The organism is Frateuria sp. (genome assembly GCF_035944355.1).
In the GTDB taxonomy this organism is placed as follows: domain Bacteria; phylum Pseudomonadota; class Gammaproteobacteria; order Xanthomonadales; family Rhodanobacteraceae; genus Frateuria_A.
The window spans coordinates 44,712-69,284 of the sequence record NZ_DASZBH010000001.1 but is presented as its reverse complement, the minus strand read 5'-3'; the positions used below and the strand labels follow the sequence as shown (position 1 = coordinate 69,284).

The window sequence follows — 24,573 nt, the reverse complement described above, 5'->3', positions numbered from 1 at the left end:
GGCGCAGCAGCATACCCTGCGAGCATGCCGCGCTCAGCCGGAACCGCTGCCAGCTCACTCCAGCGCCTGGCGGCTGCCGAAAGCGTGCGCGAGCGTGCCGCGGTCGACGTATTCGAGTTCGCCGCCCAGCGGCACGCCGTGGGCCAGGCGGGTGGGCTTCACCCCGCCGGCGCGGGCCAGTTGCGCCAGATAGTGCGCGGTGGCTTCGCCCTCGACGGTGGGATTGGTGGCGATGATCATTTCCTCGATCTCGCCTTCGCCCAGGCGCGCGCTCAGCTGCGCCAGGCCCAGTTCCTCCGGGCCGAGGCCGTCGAGCGGCGACAGCCGCCCCAGCAGCACGAAATATTGCCCGCGGTAGCCGGTGGCCTGTTCGATCGCGGCCAGATCGGTCGGCGACTCGACCACGCACAGCACGTGGCGGTCGCGGCTGGCGCTGGCGCATAGCGCACACACCGGCTCCTCGCTGAAATTGCGGCAGCGCGTGCAGTTGCCGATGCGCTCCATCGCCTCGCGCAGCACGTCCGCCAACTTCAGGCCACGTGCGCGCTCGCGCTCGAGCAGATGAAAAGCCATCCGCTGCGCACTCTTGCCGCCCACGCCCGGCAGGCAGCGCAGGGCTTCGACGAGGTCGGCGAGGAGGGGGGAACCGGGCATTTGTCTATTCGTGGATCGTCAATGGCCAATAGGAAATGGCAAAGGCAAATGGCTCCGCGCCCAAGCGCTTGGCTCGAAACGATTCCCCATTCCCCATTCCCGCTCAGAACGGCATCTTGAAGCCGGGCGGCAGGCTCATGCCGGCGGTCACGCCGCCGAGCTTGCTGCGGCTGGCTTCGGCCACCTTGTTGACCGCGTCGTTGACGGCCGCGGCGACCAGGTCCTCGGCCATCTCCGGGTCGTCCGCGAACAGCTTGCGGTCGATCTGCACGCGGCGCACCTCGTGTGCTCCGGTCATCAGTACGGTGACCAGGCCGCCGCCGGCGCTGCCGGTGACTTCCATCTTCGCGATCTCTTCCTGCGCACGCTTCATGTCTTCCTGCATGCGCTGGGCCTGCTGCATCAGCTGGCCGATCTGACCTCTCATGGCACTACTCCACTCAGCTTTCGATGGGTTTGATCGATTGCGGCACCACCCGGGCGCCGAAGTCGCGCTTGAGCGACTGCACCAGCGGGTCGTTCTCGATCGCCTGCTCAGCCGCGCTCTGCGCGCTTTCCCGGGCCGAGGCGGCGCGCGCGGCAGGCGTCTCGCTGGCGCCCTGGGTGTCGGCGACGAAGCGCAGCTTGATGCGCTCGCCCAGCACGTCGCCGATGCGGTCGGCCATCTGGCCGACCATCGGCTCGACGGCAAGATGCATGTGCGCCGGCTGCAACGCCAGCACCAGCGTGCTGCCGTCGCGTTCGCGCAATGCCGCGTTCCTGGCCAATTGGCCGAGCGGGCCACGCAGGCCGGCCTGCTCGATCAGCGCGTCCCAGCGAGGCAGGCCACGGGCGTCGGTCGCCAGCGGAGCACGCGCGGCCGGAGCACTGGCTGCGGATGGCGCCACCTCGGGACGGGCGGCCGGGGCTGCTGCCGGTGGCGCGGGCGGTTCCCTGTGCGGCGCAGGTGCGCGTGGAGCGGACATCTCGGGCGTGGCCGGCCGCGGCACGGCCGCGGGAGCCGCCGCACGTTCGGCCGGCATCGGCTCGCCGGGTAGGCCCGGGCGGAACGCCAGCATGCGCAGCAGCGCCATCTCGAAGCCGGTACGCGCATCGGGCGCCAGCGCCAGGTCGCGACGACCGGTGGTGGCGATCTGGTAATAGAGCTGCACATCCTCAGGCTGCATGCGCTCGGCCAGCGCGGCCAGGGTTTGCTCCCCTTCCCCGTCGCCCTCGCCACGGTAGCCGGGCACCAGCTGCATCAGCTGGATGCGGTGCAGCGTGGCGGCGAGATCGTCGAGCACGCCGCCGAAGTCGGGCGAGTACGAAGCGATGCGCTCGCACTCGGCCATCAGCCGTGCGCCGTCGCCGGCGGCCAGCGCGTCGAGCACGCCAAGCACCTGGCCGCGCGCCACGCTGCCCAGCATGGCGCGCACGTCGTCGGCCTTGAGCGCGCCGCCGCCGTAGGCGATCGCCTGGTCCAGCAGCGAGAGGCCGTCGCGCAGCGAGCCGTCGGCGCCGCGTGCGAGCTCGCCGATGGCGGCGTCCTCGTAGGCGATCTGCTCGGCGCCGAGGATGTGGCGCATCTGCCCGGCGATCTGTTCGGGCAGCAGGCGCTTGAGGTTGAACTTCAGGCAGCGCGACAGCACCGTCACCGGCAGCTTCTGCGGGTCGGTGGTGGCGAGCAGGAACTTCACGTGCGGCGGCGGCTCTTCCAGCGTCTTCAGGAGCGCGTTGAAGGCCGGCTTGGAAAGCATGTGCACCTCGTCCACCAGGTACACCTTAAAGCGGCCGCGGGCCGGTGCGTACTGCGCGTTCTCGATCACCTCGCGCACATCGTCCACGCCGGTGTTGCTGGCCGCGTCGATTTCCAGCAGGTCGACAAAGCGGCCCGCGTCCACCGCCGTGCAGACCGCGCACTCGCCGCAGGGATCGGCCGACTCGCCGCGCTCGCAGTTGAGCGACTTGGCGAAGATGCGCGCAATGGTGGTCTTGCCCACGCCGCGGGTGCCGGTGAACAGGTAGGCATGGTGCATGCGCCCGGTGTCCAGCGCGTTGGTCAGCGCGCGCACCACGTGTTCCTGCCCGACCAGCTCGACGAACTTGCGCGGGCGCCACTTGCGGGCGAGGACCTGATAGGACATGGGCTATACCTGAGGGCGAACCCCGATTGTGCCAAGTCGACGCCGGCAAGTCAGCCGAGCGCGTCGGAGCCCAAATGGCGGTAGCCCCGCCAGCCACACCCCGGCACCCGAATCATCCACTACCGTTGCTTCCTTCCGGACCTGGCGGGGTTTGCGGACTATCGTCGCGGGGGGACCGACGGGGCCACCATGGACGTGCGGGGCGCTATGAGCCCTGCTCAAAAACTGGCGGAGAGGGCGGGATTCGAACCCGCGATACGGGGATAAGCCGTATACACACTTTCCAGGCGTGCTCCTTCAACCACTCGGACACCTCTCCGGATCTTCCCTGCCGGGCCCTTAAGGCGCGGCAAAGAAGCGGAAGGATAGCGACACGCCCTCGCATAGACAAGCGATCGCTCGTGCTCCCTCTACCGCGGTGCAGCCAGGGAGAGGTAGCCGTGCGGCTAGCCTGCATCCGCTCGCGGTGGCCGCGGTGCCGGCAGTTCGATCCGTTCGCCAGGCTGGGCGATCGCATGACCGCGCGCGCGCAACCGTTCGCCATCGGCGGCGCTGCCGTAGTGATACAGCACCAGCTGCCGGCGCAGTGGCTCGTCGTACTCGCGCTCCAGGTCGTCCACGCCGCTGTGCGAAGGATTGCCGACCAGCCCGCAATCGTGCAGCACGCGCTCCCCCGCGGCCGCGTAGCGCGCCAGCATCTCGGGCACCGGCCGCGTGTCGCCGGTGAAGACGAAGCTGCCGTGCAGCGCCAGGCCGAACGAGGTGTCGGGGCGATGGTGGCGGGTGGGAAACACGTCGAACCACCAGCCGTCCAGCCAGAAGCCGCGGCTGCACGGCACCAGCCGGAAGGCTTCCCAATAGTTGACGCCGCCCTCGGCCAGCACGCCGGGGTAGTCGGCCACGCGCGCCTGCAGCCACGGCACTAGCGCCGCATGGACGAACACACGCACGCTGCCGCGCAGCGCCTCGTCGAACCATAGCCGCGTGAACAGCCGCTCCATGCCGCCGACGTGGTCCAGGTGCGTATGGGTGATGTAGATGGCGCGCGGCAGCCCGCCGTAGGCGGCGCGATAGCGGTCCAGCGTATCGGGCCCGCAGTCGATCAGCAGCAAGGGCTCGCCATCGCGCTCGAGCACGGCGGCGGACGAACCCAGTTCCACCGCATGGGCGGCGCCCACGCCCAGAAAACGTAGCGACCAGTTCATGCGCCCAGCGTCCGTTCGTAGCCGTAGAGCAGCGGCTCCCAGACGGCCGCCTGGAAATCGGGAATCCGCGTGGCGGCGCCGAGCTTGAGCAGCGACCGGCGCAGCCGCGCCAGGTTGGCCAGCCGCCAGCCTCCGGCCGGCGCGCGCGGCTCGCCGCGGTCGAAGTCGATCAGGTACAGCGCCGCGCCGGTGACCAGCACGTTGTGCGCGTTGAGGTCGGCATGCCAGATGCCCGCGCGGTGGAAGCGCGCGACCAGCGCGCCGGTCTCCCGCGCGAGGTCCGCATCCAGCCGGCCGGCGGCCAGGCACTGCGCCAGCGTCTGGGCGTCTTCGATGCGGCGGGTGATCAGGTCGGCCGCGTAGAAGAGCCCATGGCGCACGTAGCGTGCCGCGATGGGTCGCGGCGCAGGCAGGCCCAGCGCCGCGGCCTGCGCGAGCAGGCGAAACTCGGCGAAGCTGCGCGTGCGGTCGGCGCCCGTCCACAGGTAGCGGTCGCGGTTGAACCGGGCGACCAGGCCGCCGCGGTGGTAATGGCGCAGCACGCCGGTTCCGGCCGGCGTGTCGATCACCGCCACCCCTCCGCGTCCGCCGCCGAGCGGGTGCAGGGCGCCGCTTTGCCGCCAGTACGCCGGATCGAACCAGCGCGCATCAGCCGCAGGCGCGAGCGATGCGTCGCTCAGCACCGCGCCGCCGGCTTCCGCGCGGATCTGCTCCTGCATCATCATGGGCGGCCGAAGGAGAGGTTCATGTCCCGCGATTCTAGCCCAAGCCCTCTGCCCGCCCCCGCTGCGCTGTGCCTGCTGCGCACCTCGGCGATCGGCGACGTCACGCACGTGGTGCCGCTGGTGCGCACGCTGCAGCAGGCCTGGCCGCAGACCGCGCTCACCTGGATCGTGGGCAAGCTGGAACGCAAACTGGTCGGCGACATCGAGGGCGTGGAGTTCGTGACGTTCGACAAGGGCGCCGGCCGGGCGGGCATGCGCGCCGTGTGGAATGCACTGCACGGCCGCCGCTTCGACGCGCTGCTGCAGATGCAGGTGGCGCTGCGCTCCAACCTGCTGAGCCTGGGCGTTCGGGCGCATCGACGCATCGGTTACGACCCCGCGCGGTCGAAGGACCTGCATGGCTTGGTCATCAACGAGCGCATTCCCGCTCGCAGCGGCGAGCACGTGCTGGACGCGCTCGGCAGCTTCTGCGAACCGCTGGGTATGAAGCAGACGCAGGTGCGCTGGGACATCCCGGTGCCCGAGGAGGCGCACGCCTGGGCCGCACAGCAACTGCCCGGCGACACGCCCACCCTGCTGGTCAGCCCTACGTCCAGCCATGCCCTGCGCAACTGGCGCCCGGAACGCTACGCGGCGGTGGTCGACCACGTGCTGTCGCGCGGCTGGCGCGTGGCGCTGGTCGGCGGCCCCTCGCCCGGGGAGCGGGCGATGGCCGATGCGGTGCTGGGCGCCTGCAAACGCCCGCCGCCCGACCTCACCGGCAAGGACACGCTCAAGCGGATGCTCGCCATGTGCAGTCGCGCGCAGCTGCTGCTCACGCCCGACTCCGGACCGATGCACATGGCCAACGCGATGGGCACCAAAGTGCTGGGACTGCATGCGGCGAGCAACCCGAACCGATCCGGGCCCTACTCCGACCGCCGCTGGTGCGTCGACAAATACGACGAGGCGGCGCGGCGTTTTCTGGGCAAACCGGCCAGCGAACTGGCGTGGGGTACGAAGATCGAACGGCCGGGCGTGATGGACCTGATCGGCGTCGACGACGTGATCGAGCGGTTCGAGGCGTTCGTTTCGTCGCGCGGGCTTGCCTGACCTCTTGCCTGGGTTGCGCTTCGACGTTGCCCTGCGCGCGAACGGTTCAGGCGATCGGTCGCCCTGGACGTAGGCGCGCGGCGCCGGAGTCGAAGGCCCGCTTTACGCGCCCGGCGAGCGGTAATCCTGGTACGACTTTTCCTCGACCAGCTGCGAGCCCAGCTTCAAGTTGATCTCGCGCTTGACCGCCGCGCGCTCGTCGTTGCGGAAGTACACCGAACGCGCCAGCTCGACGAATTCGCCGTCGAAGGCCTGCGCCTTCTCCTTCAGGCGGATGCGGTCCTCGATGTCCCACAGCGCCTCGTTGACGGCCAGCAGGCGCGCGCGCTCGCCGCCGATGTCGGTTTGCGAGGCCGCGTCGTTGGCCCAGGTCGCGTTGAGCAGGTCCAGCTCGTTGCGCACGTTGGCGAGCTTGGCCGGATCGCTGATCTGGCGCGACTTGATCTCCAGGATGGTGATCTTGTCGATCAGCTCGCCGTAGGAAACCGGGACTTGAATGAGGCTCATGGGAACTCCGGGAATCAGGGTAATCGCCGAGGCCGGCGACCGGTCAGGGACGCGCGGCGGCCGCGAAGGCGCGGCGGCGCTGCAGTTCGCAGACGGCACGCACGTCGCCGTCCATCGCGCGGTCCCGGTGCATGAAAGCGATGCGTTCGCGCAGCAGCGTGTGGGCGGCCTGCACGGCGGCGCCGGCGTGGAACTCCTCGCTCCGCGCCAGCGCGGCCATCAGCTGGCGCACTTCCTGTTCGAACTGGGCATGCTGCGGATGGCCTTCGCGCGGCGCGTTGCCGATCTTCCCGGCCAGCGCGCGCCAGTCGCCGCGCGCGGCCAGCCGGCGCGCCGCGTTGAGCATCTCGCGGCGATAATCCAGCGCCTGTGCGGCGGTGTAGAGCTCCAGCGCCAGCACGTGGCCCAGGTCCTCCATCATCTCCAGCACGTGGCGCGCCTCGTTGGCGCCCATCGAGACGTGGTCCTCGGCATTGGCGCTGGTCGGGACCGAGTACACGCTGGCCGGATGCGCACGGGTGGCCAGGTCGTTGACCAGCGCCGCAGCGGTGTACTGCACGATCATGAAGCCCGAATCGGTGCCGTCCTCGTTGCCGGTGAGGAAGGCCGGCAGGCCGTCGTTGGTGGCCGGATCCACCAGTTTGTTGAGGCGCCGCTCGGAGATCGAGGCCAGCACCGGGATCGCGGCCTTGACGTAGCTCATCGCCAGCGCCAGCGGCATGCCGTGGAAGTGGCCGGCGGAGATCACCTGCTCCTCGATGAACTGTGCGTCCTCGGCGTCGGGGAAGATCAGCGGGTTGTCGGTCACCGAGTTGAGCTCGATGTCGATCACCCGGCAGGCTTGGCGCCAGGCGTCGCGCACCGCGCCGTGCACCTGCGGCATGCAGCGCAGGCAATAGGCGTCCTGCGGCTGGTGCTTCTTGCCGCCCTTGAACGGCAGGAAGCGGTCGTAGAAGGCCTCGCGGCCATGGCGCTGGTTGGCCGGCACCCAGTCCCAGCCGATGTCGAAGGACAGCGCCTGGTCTTCGGGGCGATCCCAGGCCTCGGCGTTCCACGGCTTGAAGCGCGGCACCAGGTGATAGGGGATGTCCACCAGCGTCGAGCCGCCCAGCAGCTCGCGCACGTGCGCGGCGGTGTCGACCTGGCCCGGATGCGGGCGCAGCGCGTGCACTTCGGGCCGCAGCGCGCCGCTGCGGCCGGCGAAGGCGTCCAGCGTCGTCGCCGCGGCGAGGTCGGCCACGTCCAGCAGGTATTCCAGCTCGTCCAGCGCCAGCGCCGCGGTGGCGAGCATCTGCGCCGTGCCGTTGTTGAGCGCCAGGCCTTCCTTGAAGGAGAGGCGGATCGGCTCCAGCCCCGCGCGTTCCAAGGCCTCGGCGCCCGGCAGGCGCTCGCCCTCGAAGAAGGCCTCGCCGCCGCCCAGCAGCACGATCGCCAGGTGCGAGAGCGGCGCGAGATCGCCGCTGGCGCCCACCGAGCCCTTTTCCGGCACCACCGGCACCACGCCGCGGTTGAGCATCGCGGTGAGCGCCTCGAGCGTGGCCACGCGGATGCCCGAGTGCCCGCGCATCAGCGTATTGATGCGGATCGCCAGCATCGCACGCACCACTTCCGGCGCGAACGGTTTGCCCACGCAGACCGCGTGGGTGACGATCAGGTTGTGCTGCAGCTCCTCCATCAGGCTGACGCCTTCCCGGGCCGGATGGCGCGGATCGGCCCGGTCCATCACCAGCTCGTCGCGCATGCGATGGCCGCCCAGCAACTTGTCGGCATTGCTGCCGAAGCCGGTGGTGACGCCGTAGGTCGGCTCGCCGCAGCTGACCTTTTCGGCCAGGAAATCGGCCGCGTGCCGCACGCGCTCGAGCTGCGCCGGATCCAGCGCCACGGCCGCACCCTCGCGCGCCACGGCGACGAGCTGGGCGCGGGTCAGGCTGCGGCCATCGAGAATGATCTTGTCCACGGGTGCTCCGTTGGTTTTCTCTCGCCAGAGCGAAATGGATTCCCGCTTTCGCGGGATGACGTCTGGCGGGTGGATGTTTTCGCGTCCTCGCTCGTACCGGTGCGGGCGTCTCAGCCCATCACCGCCGCTTGCTCCAGTTCCACCCGCAGCGCCTTGGCCAGTTCGCCGCGCGCCACTTCGAACTGGTCGCCGCGGCGCAGGTCCTTGACCGTGACCACACCCTTGGCCAGTTCGTCCTCGCCTAGCACCAGCGCGAAGCGGATGCCGGCGCGGTCGGCGTACTTGAACTGCTTGGCGAGCTTGCCCGTTTCCAGCACCACCTCGGTGGCGATGCCGGCCGCGCGCAGCTCGCTGGCGATCGCCAGGTAGGCCGGCAGCTGCGCGGGATCCATCTGGGTCACCAGCACCTCCACCGTGCTGCGCGCGCTGCCGAGCAGGCCGGCTTCGCGCAGCTGCCAGAACAGGCGGGTCAGGCCGATGGAGATGCCCACGCCGGGGAGCTTGGACTTGGTGTACTGGCTGGCCAGGTTCTCGTAGCGGCCGCCCGAGCAGATCGAGCCGATCTGCGGATGATCGTTGAGCGTGGTCTCGTAGACGGTGCCGGTGTAGTAATCCAGGCCGCGGGCGATCGAGAGGTTCAGCGCGAAGTGCGATTCGGGCACGCCGAAGTCGCGGATCAAGCCGAGCACCTCCTTCAGTTCCGCCCTGCCCTGCTCCAGCGCCTGCGGGCCGCTGCCCAGCGCGTCGAGCCTGGCGAACGCGTCGGCCAGCGAGGTCGAGCGCACCTGCACGAAGTCCAGGATCTTCGCGGCCACGTCCGCGGCAAGCCCGAAAGCGTCGCCGGTCAGCGTGTCGCGCACGTAATCGGCGCCGCGCTTGTCCAGCTTGTCCACCTCCCGCAGCACCAGCATCTGCTGCTCGGGGTCGGCGATGCCGAGGCTTTCGAAATAGCCGCGCATCAGCTTGCGGTTGTTGAGCTGGATGGTGAAGGCGCCGATGTCCAGCTCGCGGAACACGCTGTAGATCACCGCCGGCAGCTCCGCGTCGTAGCGCGTGGTCAGGCTGTCCTTGCCGATCACGTCGATGTCGCACTGGTAGAACTCGCGGAAGCGCCCGCGCTGGGCGCGCTCGCCGCGGTACACGCGCTGCATCTGGTAGCGGCGGAACGGAAAGCTCAGGTCGTGCTCGTGCTCGGCCACGTAGCGGGCCAGCGGCACCGTGAGGTCGAAGCGCAGCGCCAGTTCCGGCGTGCCCTCCTTGGCCAGCGCACCGGTGGACTGCACGAAGTACACCTGCCGCTCGGTCTCGCCGCCGGTCTTGGTCAGCAACACGTCGGAGAACTCGATCGCCGGCGTTTCCACCGGCAGGAAGCCGAAGCGCTCGAAGTTGCGGCGGATGATGTCGAGCATGCGCTGGAACGCGATCTGGTCCAGCGGCAGCAGCTCGAGCACGCCGGGCATGGTGCGGGCCGGGGTAAGCGCCATGGAATCCTCTGCTTGCGGGTAACGGACGCGCGGCCAAGCCGCGCAACGGCAGCCGCCTAGGTTAGCAGATGGCCACGTGCCGCCCGGCGCGCGCCGCGGGAAAATTTGGCGGGGATGTTGCCAAGCTTTCGCCGGCTCACTAAGATACGCGGCTCCACGGGGTGTAGCTCAGCCTGGTAGAGCGCTACGTTCGGGACGTAGAAGTCGCATGTTCGAATCATGTCACCCCGACCAAGGTTCGAGGAAAGGCCACCGCTAGCGGTGGCCTTTTTCTTTGCGCTTTCGGCAAGGCGGCGCCCTGCGCGGCAACAGGCCCGGCGGCCTTGCCTACGGTCAGACGGCCAGCGCGGCGAGCTGGTCCATTTCTTCCGCGTCGAAGCCCGCGGCCAGCCGCGCGGAACGGTTGAAAGGCCCGCGCACGTTGCCGCCCATGAACTCGCGCAGCAGCTGCACGAACGTCGCGCGCGGCTCCACCCCGTCGCGCTCACAGCACCACCGGAACCAGCGCGTGCCGGCCGCCACGTGGGCGACCTCCTCGCGCAGGATCACCTGCAGGATCTCGATGGTGCGCCGGTCGCCGACGCCGTGCAGGCGTTCGATCATGCCGGGTGTGACGTCCAGGCCGCGGGCCTCCAGCACGCGCGGCACCAGCGCCATGCGGGCGAGATCGCTGTGGGACGTCTTCTCGGCCATCTCCCACAGCCCGTTGTGGGCGTCGAAGTCGCCATAGGCGTGGCCGAGCTCGGACAGGCGCGCATCGAGCATGGCGAAGTGGCGCGCCTCGTCGTGGGCGCAGCTGGCCCAGTCGCGGTAGTAGTCGGCGGGAAAGCCGCGGAAGCGGTAGACCGCGTCCCAGGCCAGGTTGATCGCGTTGAATTCGATGTGCGCGATGGCATGGACGAGCGCGGCGCGGCCTTCCGGCGTGCCCAGGCCGCGCTGCGGCACCTGGCGCGCCTCGACCAGGCGTGGGCGTGACGGCCGGCCCGGCGCTCCGATCGCCCCCGGCGGCGGCCCCAGCGGGCCGGGGCGCAGTTCGCCCGCCGTCAGGGCGCGCCATGTCTCATGGGTCAGGCGCAGCTTTTCTTGCGGATCGCTGGCGTCGATGCAGCGCCGGGCAGCTTGGTGCAGATCGTTCATGCGGCAAGTTTACGTCGTGGCTTGCGTTGCCTGGGCCAGTGCCGCGGCTGCATAGTGGCGTCCCGCCGTTGCCATGGAACCGGACATGCCCAACCTTCATGCGATCGAGATCAAGGCGTTCGTCCCGGCCCGGGACTACGAGGTATCGCGGCGCTTCTACGCCGACATGGGCTTCCAGGAGCGATCGGAATTCGAAGGCGTGGCCTACTTCGCCCTGGACGAATGCAGCTTCCTGCTGCAGCGCTTCTACGACCAGGCGCATGCCGACAACTTCATGATGCACCTGCTGGTGGACGACGCCGACGCCTGGCACCGGCGCTTGGTCGAGCAGGACCTCGTCGGCCGCTATGGCGAGCACAACGTGCGCATGACCACGCCGGCGGACCGTCCGTGGCGCATGCGCGACTTCCATCTGATCGATCCCTCGGGCGTGTTGTGGCACATCGGCCACAACATCGGCTGACGGGGGTCAGGCGCTGCGGCGCGCCGCCTTGGCGTCGTCCGAGCGCAGCATTTCGATCTGCTGCAGGTAGTCGCGGTCCAGGCCGGTGACGTACTCGCCGGAGAAGCAGGAGGTATCGAACTGCTTCAGCTCCTCGTTGCCGTCCTGCACGGCCCAGACCAGGTCGTCCAGGTTCTGGTAGATCAGCCAGTCGGCGCCCAGCAGCTGTTCGACTTCCTTCTCGCTCTTGCCGGCGGCGACCAGCTCGCTGGCCGAGGGCATGTCGATGCCGTAGACGTTGGGATAGCGCACCGGCGGCGCGGCGGAGGCGAAATAGACCTTTTTCGCCCCAGCGTCGCGCGCCATCTGGATGATCTGCTTGGAGGTGGTGCCGCGCACGATCGAATCGTCGACCAGCAGCACCGTCTTGTTGCGGAATTCCAGGTCGATCGCGTTCAATTTGCGGCGCACCGATTTCACGCGGTCGCCCTGCCCCGGCATGATGAAGGTGCGGCCCACGTAGCGGTTCTTGACGAAGCCCTCGCGGAACGGCACGCCCAGCACGTTGGCCAGCGAGCTGGCGGCGGTGCGCGCGGTGTCGGGGATCGGGATCACCGCGTCGATGCCGTGGTCGGGGCATTCGCGCATGATCTTCTGCGCCAGCTTCTCGCCCATGCGCAGGCGCGCCTTGTAGACCGAGACGTCCTCGATCATCGAGTCGGGCCGCGCCAGGTATACGTACTCGAAGATGCACGGCGCATGCACCGCGCCCTCGGCGCAGCGGCGCGCGTGCAGCTGGCCGTCGACGGTGATGTACACCGCCTCGCCCGGCGCCACGTCGCGCACGCGCTTGAAGCCCAGCACGTCGAAGGCGACCGATTCGGAAGCCACCGCGTACTCGCGTCCTTCCGGCGTCACGCGCTCGCCCAGCACCAGCGGGCGGATGCCGTGCGGGTCGCGGAAGGCCAGCAGGCCGTAGCCCTGGATCAACGCCAGGCACGCGTAGCCGCCGCGCGCGCGCGCATGCACGCCGGCGACCGCCTTGAAGATCTGGTCGGGCGTCAGCGCCATGCGGTCCTGGATCTGCAGCTCGTGCGCCAGCACGTTGAGCAGCACCTCAGAATCCGAATCGGTGTTGATGTGGCGACGGTCGTCCTGGAACATCTCGCGGCGCAGCGCCTCGGTGTTGACCAGGTTGCCGTTGTGCGCGAAGGCGATGCCGTAGGGCGAGTTGACGTAGAAGGGCTGCGCCTCGTCGGCGTTGTCCGAGCCGGCGGTCGGATAGCGGCAATGGCCGAGGCCGATGTGCCCGCGCAGCCGGCTCATCGCACCCTGGTTGAAGACGTCGCGCACCAGGCCGTTGCCCTTGTGCAGGCGCAGGTGCGCGCCATCGACGGTGACGATGCCGGCCGCGTCCTGGCCGCGGTGCTGCAGCACCGTGAGTCCGTCATAGAGCGCCGATGCCACTTCGGTGGTACCGACGATGCCGATGATTCCGCACATGTTTTGATGCCTGCGTATCGAGATGAACTTGGGTTCAGGTAAGCGTGGCCTGCGCGGCCGAAAGCACAGACTGCGCCGGCGCAGGTGAACCGCCCGGAAGGATCGGCAGCGCCGGCAAGCCCGACGGCAGCTTCGGCAGCCCGGCCGGCGGATGCAGGTAGCGACGCACGTTCGCCGGTACCCGCTCGCCCAGCCAGCCGGCGGCGACCTGGAACTGCGGCAACAGCGTCGATTCGTGCCAGCCGCGCTCGCGCGGCAGCGCGGTGAAGCCGGCCAGGAACACGACCAGCGTCACCAGCAGCACGCCGCGCGCGAAACCGAACAGCATGCCCAGCAGCCGGTCCAGGCCGCCCAGGCCGGTGCTCCACAGCAGCCTCCGCACGATGAATCGCAGCAGCGCCCCGAGCATCAGCACCGCCACGAAGCACAAGCCGTAGCCGAGCAGGATGCGTCCCGCCGGCAGGGAAATGCTGTGCTCGAACTGCGCGGCGACCAGCGGCCCGAACACCCATGCCACCCAGAACGCCGCGATCCACGCGGCTAGGGAAAGCACCTCCGACATCAGCCCGCGCCATAGCCCGACCAGGACGGACAGGGCCAACGCGACCAGGATGGCGTAGTCGATCCAGTTCATCGCTGCCCCTTGCCAGCGCGCCTTACGGCACGCTCACCACGTTGCCGGCCAGGCCCAGCCGCGCCTTGATCTGGTCGCGTACGCGCTCGGCGTCGGCGCGCTGGACCTGTGGGCCGGCGCGCACGCGCCACAGTTGGCGGCCGCCGGAAGTGACCGTGTCGACGAAGCCGTCGAAGCCCGCCGCGCGCAACTTGTCGCGCAACGCACTGGCGTCGGCCTGGCTGCCCATCGCCGCCACCTGCACCGCGAAGCCGCCCGCGCGTGCGGGGGCGCCGGCAGTGGCGGGGGTGGCAGCCACATCACCGTGTTGGTCGCTGGCGCCACTTTCAAGGTGCACCGGCGCGCCGGGGACGCTCTGGCTGATCTTCAGGCGCGCGGCTTCCGCGGCGGTACGCGTCTGGAACGGGCCGGCGGTGACCAGGGTCAGCGCCTTGCCGCCCTGGCTGACCGGGCGGCCGGCCACCGGATAACCCAGCTCGCGCACCTTTTGCATCAGGCGCTGCGCGCCGGTGCTGGAATAGGCGCTCAGATTGAGCGTGTAACTGCCGCGCGCAGCGGTTCCGGCGGTGTCCTGGGAGGAACTGGCGGGTACCGGCTGGGCGGCCGGCTGCGGTGCGGGCGGCGCAAGCTTGGCCGGTATCACGGGAGCCGCCGGCGACGTGCCCGCGTTCGACGTGCCCGCGTTCGGCTCCATTTCCACGTCGCGCGGACGGCGCGAGGCGATGTCGACGGTAGCCAGGCGGTCCGACGGCGCCGCGGCGGCCGACTGGGTGCTCGCCGGGATCACCGGCGCGGCGCCGGCAGGGCTGACGGCGCTGCCCGCGCTGGCGGGCGCACCGGGGTTGAGGCTCATCGTGCGCGTCTGCAGGTCGCGGTCCGGCGCCGGAGGGATGGCCAGGCTCACTGCCTGGTCGCCGGCAGTGGTGGGCGGCGTGCTGGAAAAGAACATCGGCACGAACAGCACCATCAACGCGATCAGGACGAAGGCACCCAGCAGGCGTGTTTTCAAGACTGAAGCTCCAAGGCCGCACGGCACTCAAGTAGCGGGATTATACCTGCCCGTGCCTGTGGCACGGTCCGCTCAGACTGCCGGTTCAGCCAATACCGCACTGGCGACGAAGAAGGAGCCGAACGCGAGGATGCATTCCCCCGGCCGCGCCCGCGCCCGCGCCGCGGCCAGCGCAGCGGGCACGTCCGCATGCGCGTCGGACACGGCCTGTGGCAAGACCTGCCGCAACACCTGGGCCAGTGCGCCGATCGGCAGCCCGCGCGGTGAAGCGCCATCCAGGCCGGCCAGGTGCCAGTGATCGACCTGCGGCCCGAGCGCGGCCAGCACGCCGGCCACGTCCTTGTCCGCCAGCGCACCGTAGACCGCATGCACGCGCGGGAAACCGCGTGCCTGGAGCCAGTCGGCCAGGGCCCGGGCGGCCTGCGGGTTGTGGCCCACGTCCACGACCAGCAGCGGGTCGCCGCCGAGCGATTGCAGGCGCGCCGGCACCTGCACGGCACGAAGGCCATCGGCCGCCGCCTGGCCCAGCGCGATCGGGCCGATGCGGCCTTCGGTGCCCAGCGCATGCAGCGCGGCTACCGCAGCCGCCGCATTGGCGTACTGCACCGGCGCGGCGAGCGCCGGGTCGGGCAGATCGAACGCGGTGCCGTCCCGATGCCGCCAACGCCAGCCCCGCTCCAGCCGTTGTGCGCTGAAGTCCTGCCCGGCCCGCTGCATCCGCGCGCCACTGGCGGCCAGCGCATCGAGCAGACCGACGGGAGGGTCCAGCTCGCCGAGGATTGCCGGCCGGCCACGCCGCGCGATGCCCGCCTTCTCGCGGCCGATGCTGTCGCGGTCGTTGCCCAGCCAGTCCATGTGGTCCAGGTCGATGGTGGTGATCACCGCCGCATCGGCGTCGACGATGTTGACCGCGTCCAGGCGACCGCCGAGGCCGACTTCGAGCACGGCCACGTCCAGCTCCGTGCGCGCGAAAAGATCCAGCGCAGCCAGCGTGCCGTACTCGAAATAGGTCAGCGGCACTGCATCGGCGCCCGTGCCGCGTGCCGCCTCGATGCGCTCGAACGCGCCGACCAGCGCCTCGTCCGTCGCATCGCGGCCGTCGATGCGCACGCGCTCGTTGTAGCGCAGCAGGTGCGGCGAGGTGTAGCAGCCCACGCGCCGGCCCGCGGCACGCAGCGTCGCTTCCAACAGGGCGACGGTCGAACCCTTGCCGTTGGTTCCGCCCACGGTCACCACGCACGGCGCCGGCGCGGGTGCGCCCATCCGCTGCCAGACCGTGCGTACGCGTTCGAGACCGAGCTCGATGCTGCGCGGGTTGACGTGTTCCTGGTAGGCCAGCCATTCGGCGAGCGTGCGGGGCATGGGGGGTCCCTTGGGGCGCGGGCGCGCGCAGCTTAAGGCATCGAGGTCGGTGATGCTGCGCTTGAGCCTTTGTTCTTGCGAGGCCTACGCGCAACTTGGCTCGCCTGCGGCGGGCTTCCGATCGCCTTCGGCGCTCGGGTCACTTTCTTTGCTGGCCCAAAGAAAGTAACCAAAGAAACGGCCTCACTAAACCCGGTGAGGGATAAGAGCTAGGTGCCGCCTCGCCTTGCTTGGTACGTCGCATGCTCATAAAGGAGCTGCAGCCGCTTTGCCGCGGGCGCTCGGAAGCTGGGGCAAGGGAGAATTGCCCGTCGTGCGTGGTCCGTCGCTGTAGTTGCAGTCAGGTACGTCGACCCATGTCTGCTTGATGGGCTGAAGTGCACCCAACGATGCTTCTTGAAAGGTAGATCTCAATCCGCTCGCCTCGAACTCAGTTGTGCGCCCCTGCGGCATCCATTCAGCGGGAACGCTAGGGCGACACTTCCAAACTTGCGGCATTACCTCTCTTGCCTCAACTCCCGAGCGCCCGCGGCAAAGCGGCTGCGGCTCCTCTATGAGCAAGAGACCTGCTCGGCAAGGCGCAATGGCGCCTAGCTCTTATCTCTCACCGGGCTGAACAGGCCGTTTCTTTGGTTACTTTCTTTGGGCCAGCAAAGAAAGTGACCCGAGCGCCGAAGGCGATCGGAAGCCCGCCGCAGGCGAGCCAAGTCGCGAGGAGGCCACGCAAGGGCCAAACCAAGGAAGCGTAAAGCTCCGGGAAACCTCCATACGTCCATCGGGCACCCGCAGACGAAGGAAGGATCACAGGCGCGCGCTGCGCAACCGCAAGGCGTTGGTCACCACCGAAACGGACGACAGACTCATCGCCAGCGCCGCGATCATCGGCGAGAGCACCACCCCGAACAGCGGATACAGCACGCCCGCCGCCACCGGCACGCCCACCGCGTTGTAGACGAAGGCGAAGAACAGGTTCTGGTGGATATTGCGCACCGTCGCCTGCGAAAGCGCGCGGGCGCGGGCGATGGCGGACAGCTCGCCCTTGACCAGGGTGACCTGGGCGCTCTCCATCGCCACGTCGGTGCCGCTGCCCATGGCGATGCCCACGTCCGCGCTGGCGAGCGCCGGGGCATCGTTGATGCCGTCGCCGGCCATCGCCACGCGATGGCCCTCGCGCCGGAGGCGTTCGACCACGGCCGCCTTGTCGGCGGGCGAGACCTCGGCATGCACCTCATCGATGCCGAGCTCGCGTGCGACCGCCTGCGCGGTGGTGGCGTGGTCGCCGCTGAGCATGACGATGCGCAGACCCTCGCGGCGCAGGGCGTCGAGCGCGGCGGGCGTATCGGCCTTGATGCGGTCGGCGACGGCGAGCAGGCCCGCCAGCCTGCCATCCACCGCCAGGAACATCACGGTGGCGCCCCCGGCGCGCAACCGTTCGGCCTGCGCTGCGGCGGCCCGGTCCGGTGCGACGTGGAGTTCATCCAGCAGGCGCGCATTGCCAAGCGCGACCTCGGCACCCTCGATACGCCCGCACACGCCGCGGCCGGTGAGAGCGCGGAAGCCATCCGCGGGCGGCATGCGCCCGCCCACGGCCTGCGCCCCGGCGACGATCGCGCGCGCCAGCGGATGCTCGCTGGCCTGCTCCAACGCGGCCGCCAGGGCGAGCAGCCGCTCCTTCGGAAGATCGCCCAGCGCCACCACTTCGCGCAGCGTGGGACGGCCCTCGGTCAGCGTGCCGGTCTTGTCCACCACCAGCGTGTCCACGCGGTGCAACGCCTCGATCGCGGCGGCATCGCGGAACAGCACGCCCGCCTGTGCGCCGCGCCCGCTGGCGACCATGATCGAGATCGGCGTGGCCAGGCCCAGCGCGCAGGGACAGGCGATGATCAACACCGACACCGCGGCCACCAGCGCGTGCGCCAGCGCCGGTTCCGGCCCGAACCCCGCCCACGCGGCGAAGGCGAGCACCGCCGTGGCCACTACGGCGGGCACGAACCACGCGGCCACGCGATCGGCCACGCGCTGCAGCGGCGCGCGGCTGCGCTGCGCCTGCGCCACCAGCGCGACGATCTGCGCGAGCATCGTGTCGCCGCCCACCTTCTGCGCGCGCAGCAGCAGCGTGCCGTCCTGGTTGACCGTGCCGGCGGTGAGGCGGTCGCCCGCCCCCTTGGCCACCGGCATCGGCTCGCCGCTGAGCATGGACTCGTCAAGGTGACTCTCGCCTTCGGTCGCCACGCCGTCGACCGGCACCTTTTCACCGGGGCGCACGCGCAGCAGGTCGCCGACCTGCACCTGCCCCAGCGGCACGTCGCGCTCGCCGTCGTGCTCCACGCGGTGGGCCATCTTCGGCGCCAGTCCGAGCAAGGCCCTGAGCGCCTCGCCGGTACGCCGGCGCGCGCGCAGCTCCAGGAGGTCGCCCAGCGTGACCAGGGTGACGATCACAGCCGCCGACTCGAAGTACACGCCCACGCGGCCATGCATGCGCAAGCCGGCCGGGAACAGGCCCGGCAGCAGCAGCGCAAGCACGCTGTAGCCCCAGGCCACGCCGGTGCCGAGCGCGATCAAGGTGTACATGTTGGGCGACCAGGGCCTGAGCGAACGCCAGCCGCGCCGGAAGAACGGCGCCCCGCCCCACAGCACCACCACGCTGGCCAGCAGCGCCTCGATGCCGCCGGACAGACCGATCCAGCCTGCCGGCCAGGGATGACCGGCCAGGTGCGGCCCCATGGCCAGCCCCACCACCGGCAGGGTCAGCACGGCCAGCCAGGCGAAGCGGCGCCACAGCGCGTGCAGTTCGCCGCCATCGTCCGCTTGCGCGCCCGGCGCCAGCGGCTCCAGCGCCATGCCGCACTTGGGGCAATCGCCCGGACCGACCTGGCGCACTTCCGGGTGCATCGGGCAGGTATAGATGTCCCCGGCATCCGCCGGCGGCGCCTGCTGCCCGCCCAGGAAGCGCTCCGGAGCGGCGACGAAACGCTCGCGGCAACGCCCGCTGCAGAAGTACCAGGTCTTTCCCGCGTGCTCGGCGCGGTGCTCGGCCGCATGAGGGTCGACGCTCATGCTGCAGACCGGGTCCTTCACGGCCGCATGTGACGGGTGGACCTGGGCGTGGCAGCAACTGCTCATGGCCGGTCCCCGTCGAGCGCGCGCAGGATCGGGCACTGCTCGGGCTTGCCGTGGCCCGGGCAGGCCTCGATCAATTGCGCCAGCCCGGCGCGCACGCGCTGGAGCTCCTCGATGCGCGCCTCGATCTCGGCCAGGCGCTGCTGTGCGCGCTGCTTGACCGCCCTGACGCCGCGCTGCCGGTCGGCCGAGAGCGCCAGCAGCTCGCGGATCTCCTCCAGGGTGAAGCCGAGGTTCTTGGCGCGCCGGATGAAGCGCAGCTGCGCCACCGTGTCCTCGCCATAGCTGCGATAGCCCGAAGGACGCCGCGCCGGCTCGGGCAGCAGCCCCTCGCGTTCGTAGTAGCGGATGGTGTCGATGGCCACGCCGGCGCGCTTGGCGACGGCACCGATGGTGAGCGGGGAAGCGGTTTCCGGGTTCATGGCGAAAGTCTAGACCTATGATCCAGGTCCAGAGTCAAGCGCAAGTACGTCGCACCGCAGCCCGCCGCGGCCGGAACGGGTGGAGACCTCGGATCCGCGCGGACCTATCGCTGGAGGATGCGGTGCACCCACGCCACGTAGTGGTCGACGAAGCCCTGCAGGAACTTGCGCGTGCTGTCGACGGTGATTTCGCCGTTGGCGTCGACCGGGCCATCGTCCTTGAACTGCACGAAGACCTCCGGCTGGCCCAGCAGCGGCACGTTCAGGTAGGCCAGCGTATTGCGCAGGTGCTGCTGGGCCAGCGCGCTGCCGGTGGCGCCGACGGATGCGCCGATGACGGCGCCCGGCTTGCCCGCGAAGGCGCTGGTTCCGTAGGGCCGCGAGGCGATGTCGATCGCGTTCTTGAGCACGCCGGGGACCGAGCGGTTGTACTCCGGGGTGACGAACAGCATCGCGTCGGCCGCCTTGATCTGGGCCTTGAGCTGCTGGCACCGCGGCGGGTAGTCGGCGTCGAAGTCCTGGTCGTAGAGCGGCAGGTCGTCGATGCGCACGTGCTCGAAGGCCAGCTCCTGCGGAGCCAGCTTTTCCACGGCGCGGGCCAGGCGGCGGTTGTAGGAATCCTTGCGCAGGCTGCCGACCAGTACGGCTACTTTGATGCTCATGGACTTCTCCGCTGATGGCCCGCCAGCGGGCATGGTGGTTGGCGAAGGGCGTGCCGTGACTGCTCGGTTGGGTCCATAGCTACCCCACAGGGTCAGACACGGCCGCGATTCGGCGAGCATGCCGCTTGCGCTGCCAAGGAGCCGTGAGCGCTGGTGCGACCGGGTTTCCGCATTGGCACAGACCCTGCTAGAACAGCCTCTGGTGTGTCCGCGAAAAACCAGGCGGGCAGGCAGACGGTTCGGGTTAGGATCGTTCGAGGCCCAGGCACGCCGCTGCGCAGCAGCCGGCTGGCCTGGCCAGGGGTTGGATACGGCCGGCGGAATCAAGCCAAGGCCGCCAGCGGGGTCCAGGGGGAATGCGAAGGCTTGCCGCAGCAAGGCTATGGAACCAGTGCAGGCTCCCGGTTGCCGGGTGCGTGCTCGGTTTGCTGTGGCTGTGGTTCGGCGTGGTGCGGGCAGCCGTGCCGCTCGACGGCGGCTGGCGCGAGGTTCGCGAGGGGGACACTCCCGCCGCGGTGATCGAGCAGTTCCGCAAGGGCCAGTTGGCCGCGTTCGACCCGTCATTGCTGCACAGCTTCCCGCGCGCGGGGCTGGGCACCTGGGTGGTGCTGCGCCCGCAACCGCCCTGGGTGGACGAGGAACGCGTGCTGACGATCTATCCGCCCGCGCCCGGGCGCATCACGATCTACGACCAGAAAGGGCCGATCGCCAGCCTGGCGCTGGACGAAACCGGCGGCCTGCCGCTCGGCCACGGCCGGCTCGCCTACCGCTACCCGGCGAACGTTCCGGCCGCCACCCTGATCCTGATCAGGCTGGAGCCGACCGAGGGGATCGCCCCGCCGCTGAGCTTCCACCTGGAATCGCTGAGCTCCTTCCTCGCGCACGACGCGCACTGGCTGACGCTCTTCAGCGCCTGCTTCGCGGTCATGCTGACGATGGCGATGATGGCGCTGTGCTTCGCGTTGATGCTCCGCGACAACACCTTTTCCTGGTACGCCGGCTACATCTTCTGCTACGCGCTGATCCAGAGCGTGCAGACTGGATTCCTGTTCCACCCGCTGGAATTCGGCTGGCTGGCGCCCTCGGCCGGCCTGCTGGAGTCCGCGGCGATCGCGCTGTCGGTGGCGTTCGCCGCGCTGTTCATGGCGCGCTTCTGCGAGCTGCAGCGCTTCGCTCCGCTGCTGCGCGCGCCGGTGCTGGCGCTGGCCATCGGCATGCCGATGCTGGTGCTGATGCGCAGCAGTTCGATCGGCCTGCTGGTGGATGTGTCGCAGGCACTGGTCGATCCGCTGCTGATTCTCGCCGCGATGCTGATGCTGCTCACCGCGATCGTGGCGGCCGCGCACGGTTCGCGGCACGCCTGGTTCTTCCTGGTCGGCTGGACGCCGCTGCTGGCGCTCACCGCCCTGTCCACCGCCCAGCTGAGCGGCGCCCTGCCCCGCATGGGCTGGATCAGCGACGCCAGCGTGGTGGCCGGCGCGTTCGAGGCGATCGTGCTGTCGATCGGCCTGGGCGACCGCGCGCTGATCATGCGCCGCGATCGCGACATGGTGCGTGCGCTGGCCGACAACGACTCGCTTACCGGCGTGCTCAACCGGCGCGCGTGGAACGAAGCGGCCGAAACGATGCTGGCCGACAGCGCCGGGCGGCCGCTGGCATTGCTGTTCCTGGACCTCGACCGCTTCAAGCTGCTCAACGACCAGCAAGGCCACCGCGCCGGCGACCGTGCGCTGATCGAGGTGGCCGAAGCGCTGCGCGCCGAATTGCGGCCGTCCGACCTGCTCGGACGCTACGGCGGCGAGGAGTTCATCGCCATGCTCGACGGCGTGGTGCAGGAGCAGGCGATGCAGGTGGCCACGCGCCTGTGCCGGCGCGTGCACCGGCTGGAGATCCCGGTCAACCAGGAGTTCATGCTGAGCGTCAGCATCGGCGTGGCCATGCGCACCTTCGGTGACACCCTGGAGGCGCTGATCGAGCGCGCTGATCAGGCGATGTACCAGGCCAAGGTGAACGGCCGCAACCAGGCGCGCATGTACGATCGGCCGCGCGGCCTGGAGAATCAGCCCTGGCCGCAGGTAAGCGAAGTGGACGACTGAAGCGCGCCCGCCCGCTCTTCGCACAAATCCCGGTGGCGCGAAGATAGCCACCGGCCTGCCCCGCCACGTGAGCCCGCGCTTGGGTGGAAAGTGCCGACGGGCGGACGGGGCAGGAACTGCCCGGACCGCCCTTCCCGGGGACGGCGTCAGCCGGCGAGCTTGCGCGCCGCTGCCACCACGTCCGCCTCGCCCGGCAACACCAGGAACGCCGCTCCCGCCAGCGGGGTGAAGGTATCGGCGCCGACCACCCGCTCCAGCGGCGTGGCACCCAGGCCGGCCTCGACAATCGCGGTGATCACGCCCTCGCCCACGCCGGCGCTCTTGCGGCCCTCGTCCAGCACCAGGATGCGCTTGGCGCTCTTCGCCTGCGCCGCGATGAAGTCGTCGTTGAGCGGCGCCAGCCAGCGCAGGTCGACCACGCGCACCTTCCACTTGAGCTCGGCCTCGATGGTGCGCGCGGCGCGCAGCGCCATCGGCACGCCGTTGCCGAAGGTGAACACGACCAGATCGTTCGCCTTCTCGCCGTAGACGCGGCCCTCGCCCAGCGCCATCGCCTCGCCGGGTGCGGGATAGGCGAACTGCCAGGCGCCGTCGCCGGCCTCGTAAAGGTCCTTGGTCATGTAAAGCGCGATGGGTTCGAGGAAGGCGCACACGCGCCCGTCCACCTTCGCCAGCGCGGTCAGCGTGCGCAGCATGGTGGCCGCGTCGTCGCCGCGGCTGGGACAGCCGACAATGAGGCCCGGGATGTCGCGCAGCGCGGCGATCGAGTTGTCGTTGTGGAAGTGGCCGCCGAAGCCGCGCTGGTAGCCCAGCGAAGCCACGCGCATCACCAGCGGGTTGCGGTACTGGTCGTTGGAGAAGAACTGCAGGCTGGCCGCCTCGCCGCGGATCTGATCGCCCGCATTGTGGAAATAGGCCAGGTACTGGATCTCCGGGATCGGCAGCATGCCCATGTTGGCATAGCCCTGGGCCAGGCCCAGGATCACCGTTTCGTCCAACAGGGTGTTGAACACGCGGGTGTTCCTGAACGTCTTGTGCAGGCCTTTGGTGACCGTGTACACGCCGCCCTTCTGCGCGACGTCCTCGCCGAACAGCAGCGATTCGGGGTACTTGGCCATGATGTCGTGCAGCGCCTGGCCGATCTGGATGGCCAGGTGCCGCGGCAGCTGGTTCTCGGGCAGCTTGTCCTCGCTGCCGAAGGCCTTCAGGCGCGCGTCGGCGTAGTCGGCGCGCTCGGCCTCGGCCTTCACCCTGGCCGGCGTGTAGGGTGCGAGCGGCGCCATCACGTCCTCCAGGCGCTCGAGCTTGGGCCGGCGGTCGGCTTCCTCGGCGGCGGCGAAGCAGCGCTTGCGGGTGGCCTCGTACAGCGCCAGCAGCGCGTCCTTCGAATACAGGCCCGATTCCAGCGCGATCGCGGCGGAGCGCAGCAGCGGATCGGTCGCCTCCACCGCGCACAGCTCCTCGATGCTGCGCCACTCGATCTCGAAGTCGGTGCCGGCGTGGCCCATCACGCGGGTGGTCTTCAGGTGCAGGAAGGTCGGCCGGCGCGTGCCGCGGCAATGCTCCACCGCGCGCTGCACCTGGGCGTAGCCCTCGGCGAGGTCCAGACCGTCGGCGAAGAAGTAGTCGAGGTTGGAGCGCGATTGGAAATTGCTCGCCACCCAGCCGGTCGGCGTTTTCACCGAGATGCCGATGCCGTTGTCCTCGCACACGAACAGCACCGGCGCGGGCAGCTTCTGGTAGGCCGTCCACGCCGCCGCGTTGAACGCCGTCTGCGCGGTGGCGTGGTTGCTCGATGCGTCGCCGAACGAACAGATCGCGATCGAATCATCCGGCACCGGCAGCGTGTGGCCGATGCGCCGCGCGTGATCGATGGCGACGGCCGTACCCAGCGCCTTGGGCAGGTGCGAGGCGATGGTCGAGGTCTGCGGCAGCACCCAGAGCGGCTTGCTGCCCCACACCTTGTGGCGGCCGCCGGAGGCCGGATCGTCCTTGCTGGCGGCGAAGGACAGCGCCGAATCCATCACCGGATCCATGCCCGGCAGCTTGCGGAAGCGCTCGGCCATGAAGCCGCCCGAGCGGTAGTGCAGGAAGGCCGGATCGGTGTGGCGGGTGAGCCGCGCCACCATCGCGTTGCCTTCGTGGCCGGACGAACCGATGGTGTAGAACACCTTGTTCTGCACGCGCAGCACGCGCGCCATCAGATCGAGATGACGGCTGATCAGCTGCGACTCCAGCAGCTCGCGGAAACCGCGCGCATCGAGCGCACTGCCCGGCAGCACCGGCGCATCGTCGCGCGGGGCAGCATGCACGTCGCCCTGCCACAGCTTCACGAACTCGGTGAAGTTCTGGTCGACGATCTCGGCGCGGTTGAAGCCCTTGTGGCGGGCGGTGATGGGAAGCGCAGTGGTCATGATGGACTCGTACCGGTACGGGGAG

20 protein-coding genes, 2 tRNA genes and 1 other RNA gene are annotated in these 24,573 nt (G+C 69.8%); 4 read left to right on the top strand and 19 right to left on the bottom strand.

Annotated features, from left to right (window positions below):
- Nucleotides 1-54 precede the first annotated feature (54 nt).
- From recR to VGU03_RS00250, 7 genes are all read right to left on the bottom strand, one after another.
- Nucleotides 55-654, bottom strand: coding sequence for a recombination mediator RecR (gene recR / locus VGU03_RS00280; protein ID WP_327477637.1), 600 nt, complete (start codon nucleotides 652-654; stop codon nucleotides 55-57).
- 103 nt (nucleotides 655-757) lie between these two features.
- Nucleotides 758-1,081: a YbaB/EbfC family nucleoid-associated protein gene (locus tag VGU03_RS00275; RefSeq protein WP_327474908.1), complete on the bottom strand. Its 324-nt coding sequence runs from the start codon at nucleotides 1,079-1,081 to the stop codon at nucleotides 758-760.
- Between the two features lie 13 nt (nucleotides 1,082-1,094).
- Complete coding sequence (dnaX, locus tag VGU03_RS00270) at nucleotides 1,095-2,777, bottom strand: DNA polymerase III subunit gamma/tau (protein WP_327477635.1); 1,683 nt, start codon at nucleotides 2,775-2,777, stop codon at nucleotides 1,095-1,097.
- 84 nt (nucleotides 2,778-2,861) lie between these two features.
- Nucleotides 2,862-2,958: signal recognition particle sRNA small type (gene ffs / locus VGU03_RS00265), an RNA gene on the bottom strand.
- Nucleotides 2,959-3,003: 45 nt separating this feature from the next.
- Nucleotides 3,004-3,096 (bottom strand) — tRNA-Ser (locus VGU03_RS00260).
- A 127-nt stretch (nucleotides 3,097-3,223) separates the two neighbouring features.
- Nucleotides 3,224-3,982 (bottom strand): MBL fold metallo-hydrolase, encoded by a 759-nt coding sequence (locus tag VGU03_RS00255; protein ID WP_327477633.1) that lies wholly within the window; start codon nucleotides 3,980-3,982, stop codon nucleotides 3,224-3,226.
- Nucleotides 3,979-4,707: a 3-deoxy-D-manno-octulosonic acid kinase gene (locus tag VGU03_RS00250; protein ID WP_327477632.1), complete on the bottom strand. Its 729-nt coding sequence runs from the start codon at nucleotides 4,705-4,707 to the stop codon at nucleotides 3,979-3,981. Before VGU03_RS00250 ends, VGU03_RS00255 begins: the two co-directional genes overlap by 4 nt.
- A 21-nt stretch (nucleotides 4,708-4,728) precedes the next feature.
- On the opposite strand from VGU03_RS00250, the gene VGU03_RS00245 reads away from it, so the two are divergent.
- Nucleotides 4,729-5,799, top strand: coding sequence for a glycosyltransferase family 9 protein (locus VGU03_RS00245; RefSeq protein WP_414655914.1), 1,071 nt, complete (start codon nucleotides 4,729-4,731; stop codon nucleotides 5,797-5,799).
- 102 nt (nucleotides 5,800-5,901) lie between these two features.
- Here VGU03_RS00245 and VGU03_RS00240 read toward each other — a convergent pair whose 3' ends face one another.
- The 3 genes from VGU03_RS00240 to hisS all read right to left on the bottom strand — a co-directional run bounded on the left by VGU03_RS00240 (nucleotide 5,902) and on the right by hisS (nucleotide 9,747).
- Nucleotides 5,902-6,306 carry a DUF6165 family protein gene (locus VGU03_RS00240; RefSeq protein ID WP_327477630.1) on the bottom strand — a complete coding sequence of 135 codons (405 nt, stop codon included), beginning with the start codon at nucleotides 6,304-6,306 and terminating at the stop codon, nucleotides 5,902-5,904.
- Between the two features lie 43 nt (nucleotides 6,307-6,349).
- Nucleotides 6,350-8,263, bottom strand: coding sequence for an aromatic amino acid ammonia-lyase (locus VGU03_RS00235; RefSeq protein WP_327477628.1), 1,914 nt, complete (start codon nucleotides 8,261-8,263; stop codon nucleotides 6,350-6,352).
- A gap of 110 nt (nucleotides 8,264-8,373) precedes the next feature.
- Nucleotides 8,374-9,747: a histidine--tRNA ligase gene (gene hisS, locus VGU03_RS00230; protein WP_327477626.1), complete on the bottom strand. Its 1,374-nt coding sequence runs from the start codon at nucleotides 9,745-9,747 to the stop codon at nucleotides 8,374-8,376.
- Between the two features lie 157 nt (nucleotides 9,748-9,904).
- On the opposite strand from hisS, the gene VGU03_RS00225 reads away from it, so the two are divergent.
- A tRNA-Pro gene (locus tag VGU03_RS00225) sits at nucleotides 9,905-9,981 on the top strand.
- Nucleotides 9,982-10,080: 99 nt separating this feature from the next.
- On the opposite strand, the gene VGU03_RS00220 is transcribed toward VGU03_RS00225, so the two are convergent.
- Entirely contained in the window at nucleotides 10,081-10,884 is an 804-nt protein-coding gene (locus VGU03_RS00220) for a ferritin-like domain-containing protein (protein WP_327477624.1), read from the bottom strand.
- 85 nt (nucleotides 10,885-10,969) lie between these two features.
- On the opposite strand from VGU03_RS00220, the gene VGU03_RS00215 reads away from it, so the two are divergent.
- Entirely contained in the window at nucleotides 10,970-11,347 is a 378-nt protein-coding gene (locus tag VGU03_RS00215) for a VOC family protein (RefSeq protein WP_327477622.1), read from the top strand.
- A 6-nt stretch (nucleotides 11,348-11,353) separates the two neighbouring features.
- On the opposite strand, the gene purF is transcribed toward VGU03_RS00215, so the two are convergent.
- The 7 genes from purF to VGU03_RS00180 all read right to left on the bottom strand — a co-directional run bounded on the left by purF (nucleotide 11,354) and on the right by VGU03_RS00180 (nucleotide 20,038).
- Nucleotides 11,354-12,829, bottom strand: coding sequence for an amidophosphoribosyltransferase (purF, locus tag VGU03_RS00210; protein ID WP_327477620.1), 1,476 nt, complete (start codon nucleotides 12,827-12,829; stop codon nucleotides 11,354-11,356).
- A 34-nt stretch (nucleotides 12,830-12,863) separates the two neighbouring features.
- The gene (locus VGU03_RS00205) at nucleotides 12,864-13,463 is read right to left on the bottom strand and encodes a CvpA family protein (RefSeq protein WP_327477618.1); all 600 of its coding nucleotides are present in this window, start codon (nucleotides 13,461-13,463) and stop codon (nucleotides 12,864-12,866) included.
- A gap of 22 nt (nucleotides 13,464-13,485) precedes the next feature.
- Entirely contained in the window at nucleotides 13,486-14,472 is a 987-nt protein-coding gene (locus VGU03_RS00200; protein ID WP_327477616.1) for an SPOR domain-containing protein, read from the bottom strand.
- A gap of 72 nt (nucleotides 14,473-14,544) precedes the next feature.
- Entirely contained in the window at nucleotides 14,545-15,834 is a 1,290-nt protein-coding gene (gene folC, locus VGU03_RS00195; protein WP_327477614.1) for a bifunctional tetrahydrofolate synthase/dihydrofolate synthase, read from the bottom strand.
- An 801-nt stretch (nucleotides 15,835-16,635) separates the two neighbouring features.
- On the bottom strand, nucleotides 16,636-18,891 hold the full coding sequence (locus VGU03_RS00190; RefSeq protein ID WP_414655913.1) for a heavy metal translocating P-type ATPase: 2,256 nt from the start codon (nucleotides 18,889-18,891) through the stop codon (nucleotides 16,636-16,638).
- Between the two features lie 62 nt (nucleotides 18,892-18,953).
- Nucleotides 18,954-19,376: a heavy metal-responsive transcriptional regulator gene (locus VGU03_RS00185; protein ID WP_327477612.1), complete on the bottom strand. Its 423-nt coding sequence runs from the start codon at nucleotides 19,374-19,376 to the stop codon at nucleotides 18,954-18,956.
- Nucleotides 19,377-19,480: 104 nt separating this feature from the next.
- On the bottom strand, nucleotides 19,481-20,038 hold the full coding sequence (locus VGU03_RS00180) for an NADPH-dependent FMN reductase (RefSeq protein WP_327477611.1): 558 nt from the start codon (nucleotides 20,036-20,038) through the stop codon (nucleotides 19,481-19,483).
- A 416-nt stretch (nucleotides 20,039-20,454) separates the two neighbouring features.
- Here VGU03_RS00180 and VGU03_RS00175 point away from each other — a divergent pair, with 416 nt between their 5' ends.
- Nucleotides 20,455-22,134, top strand: a complete 1,680-nt coding sequence (locus VGU03_RS00175) for a diguanylate cyclase (RefSeq protein WP_327477610.1) — start codon at nucleotides 20,455-20,457, stop codon at nucleotides 22,132-22,134.
- 146 nt (nucleotides 22,135-22,280) lie between these two features.
- Here VGU03_RS00175 and VGU03_RS00170 read toward each other — a convergent pair whose 3' ends face one another.
- The gene (locus tag VGU03_RS00170) at nucleotides 22,281-24,548 is read right to left on the bottom strand and encodes a thiamine pyrophosphate-dependent enzyme (RefSeq protein WP_327477609.1); all 2,268 of its coding nucleotides are present in this window, start codon (nucleotides 24,546-24,548) and stop codon (nucleotides 22,281-22,283) included.
- Nucleotides 24,549-24,573 lie beyond the last annotated feature (25 nt).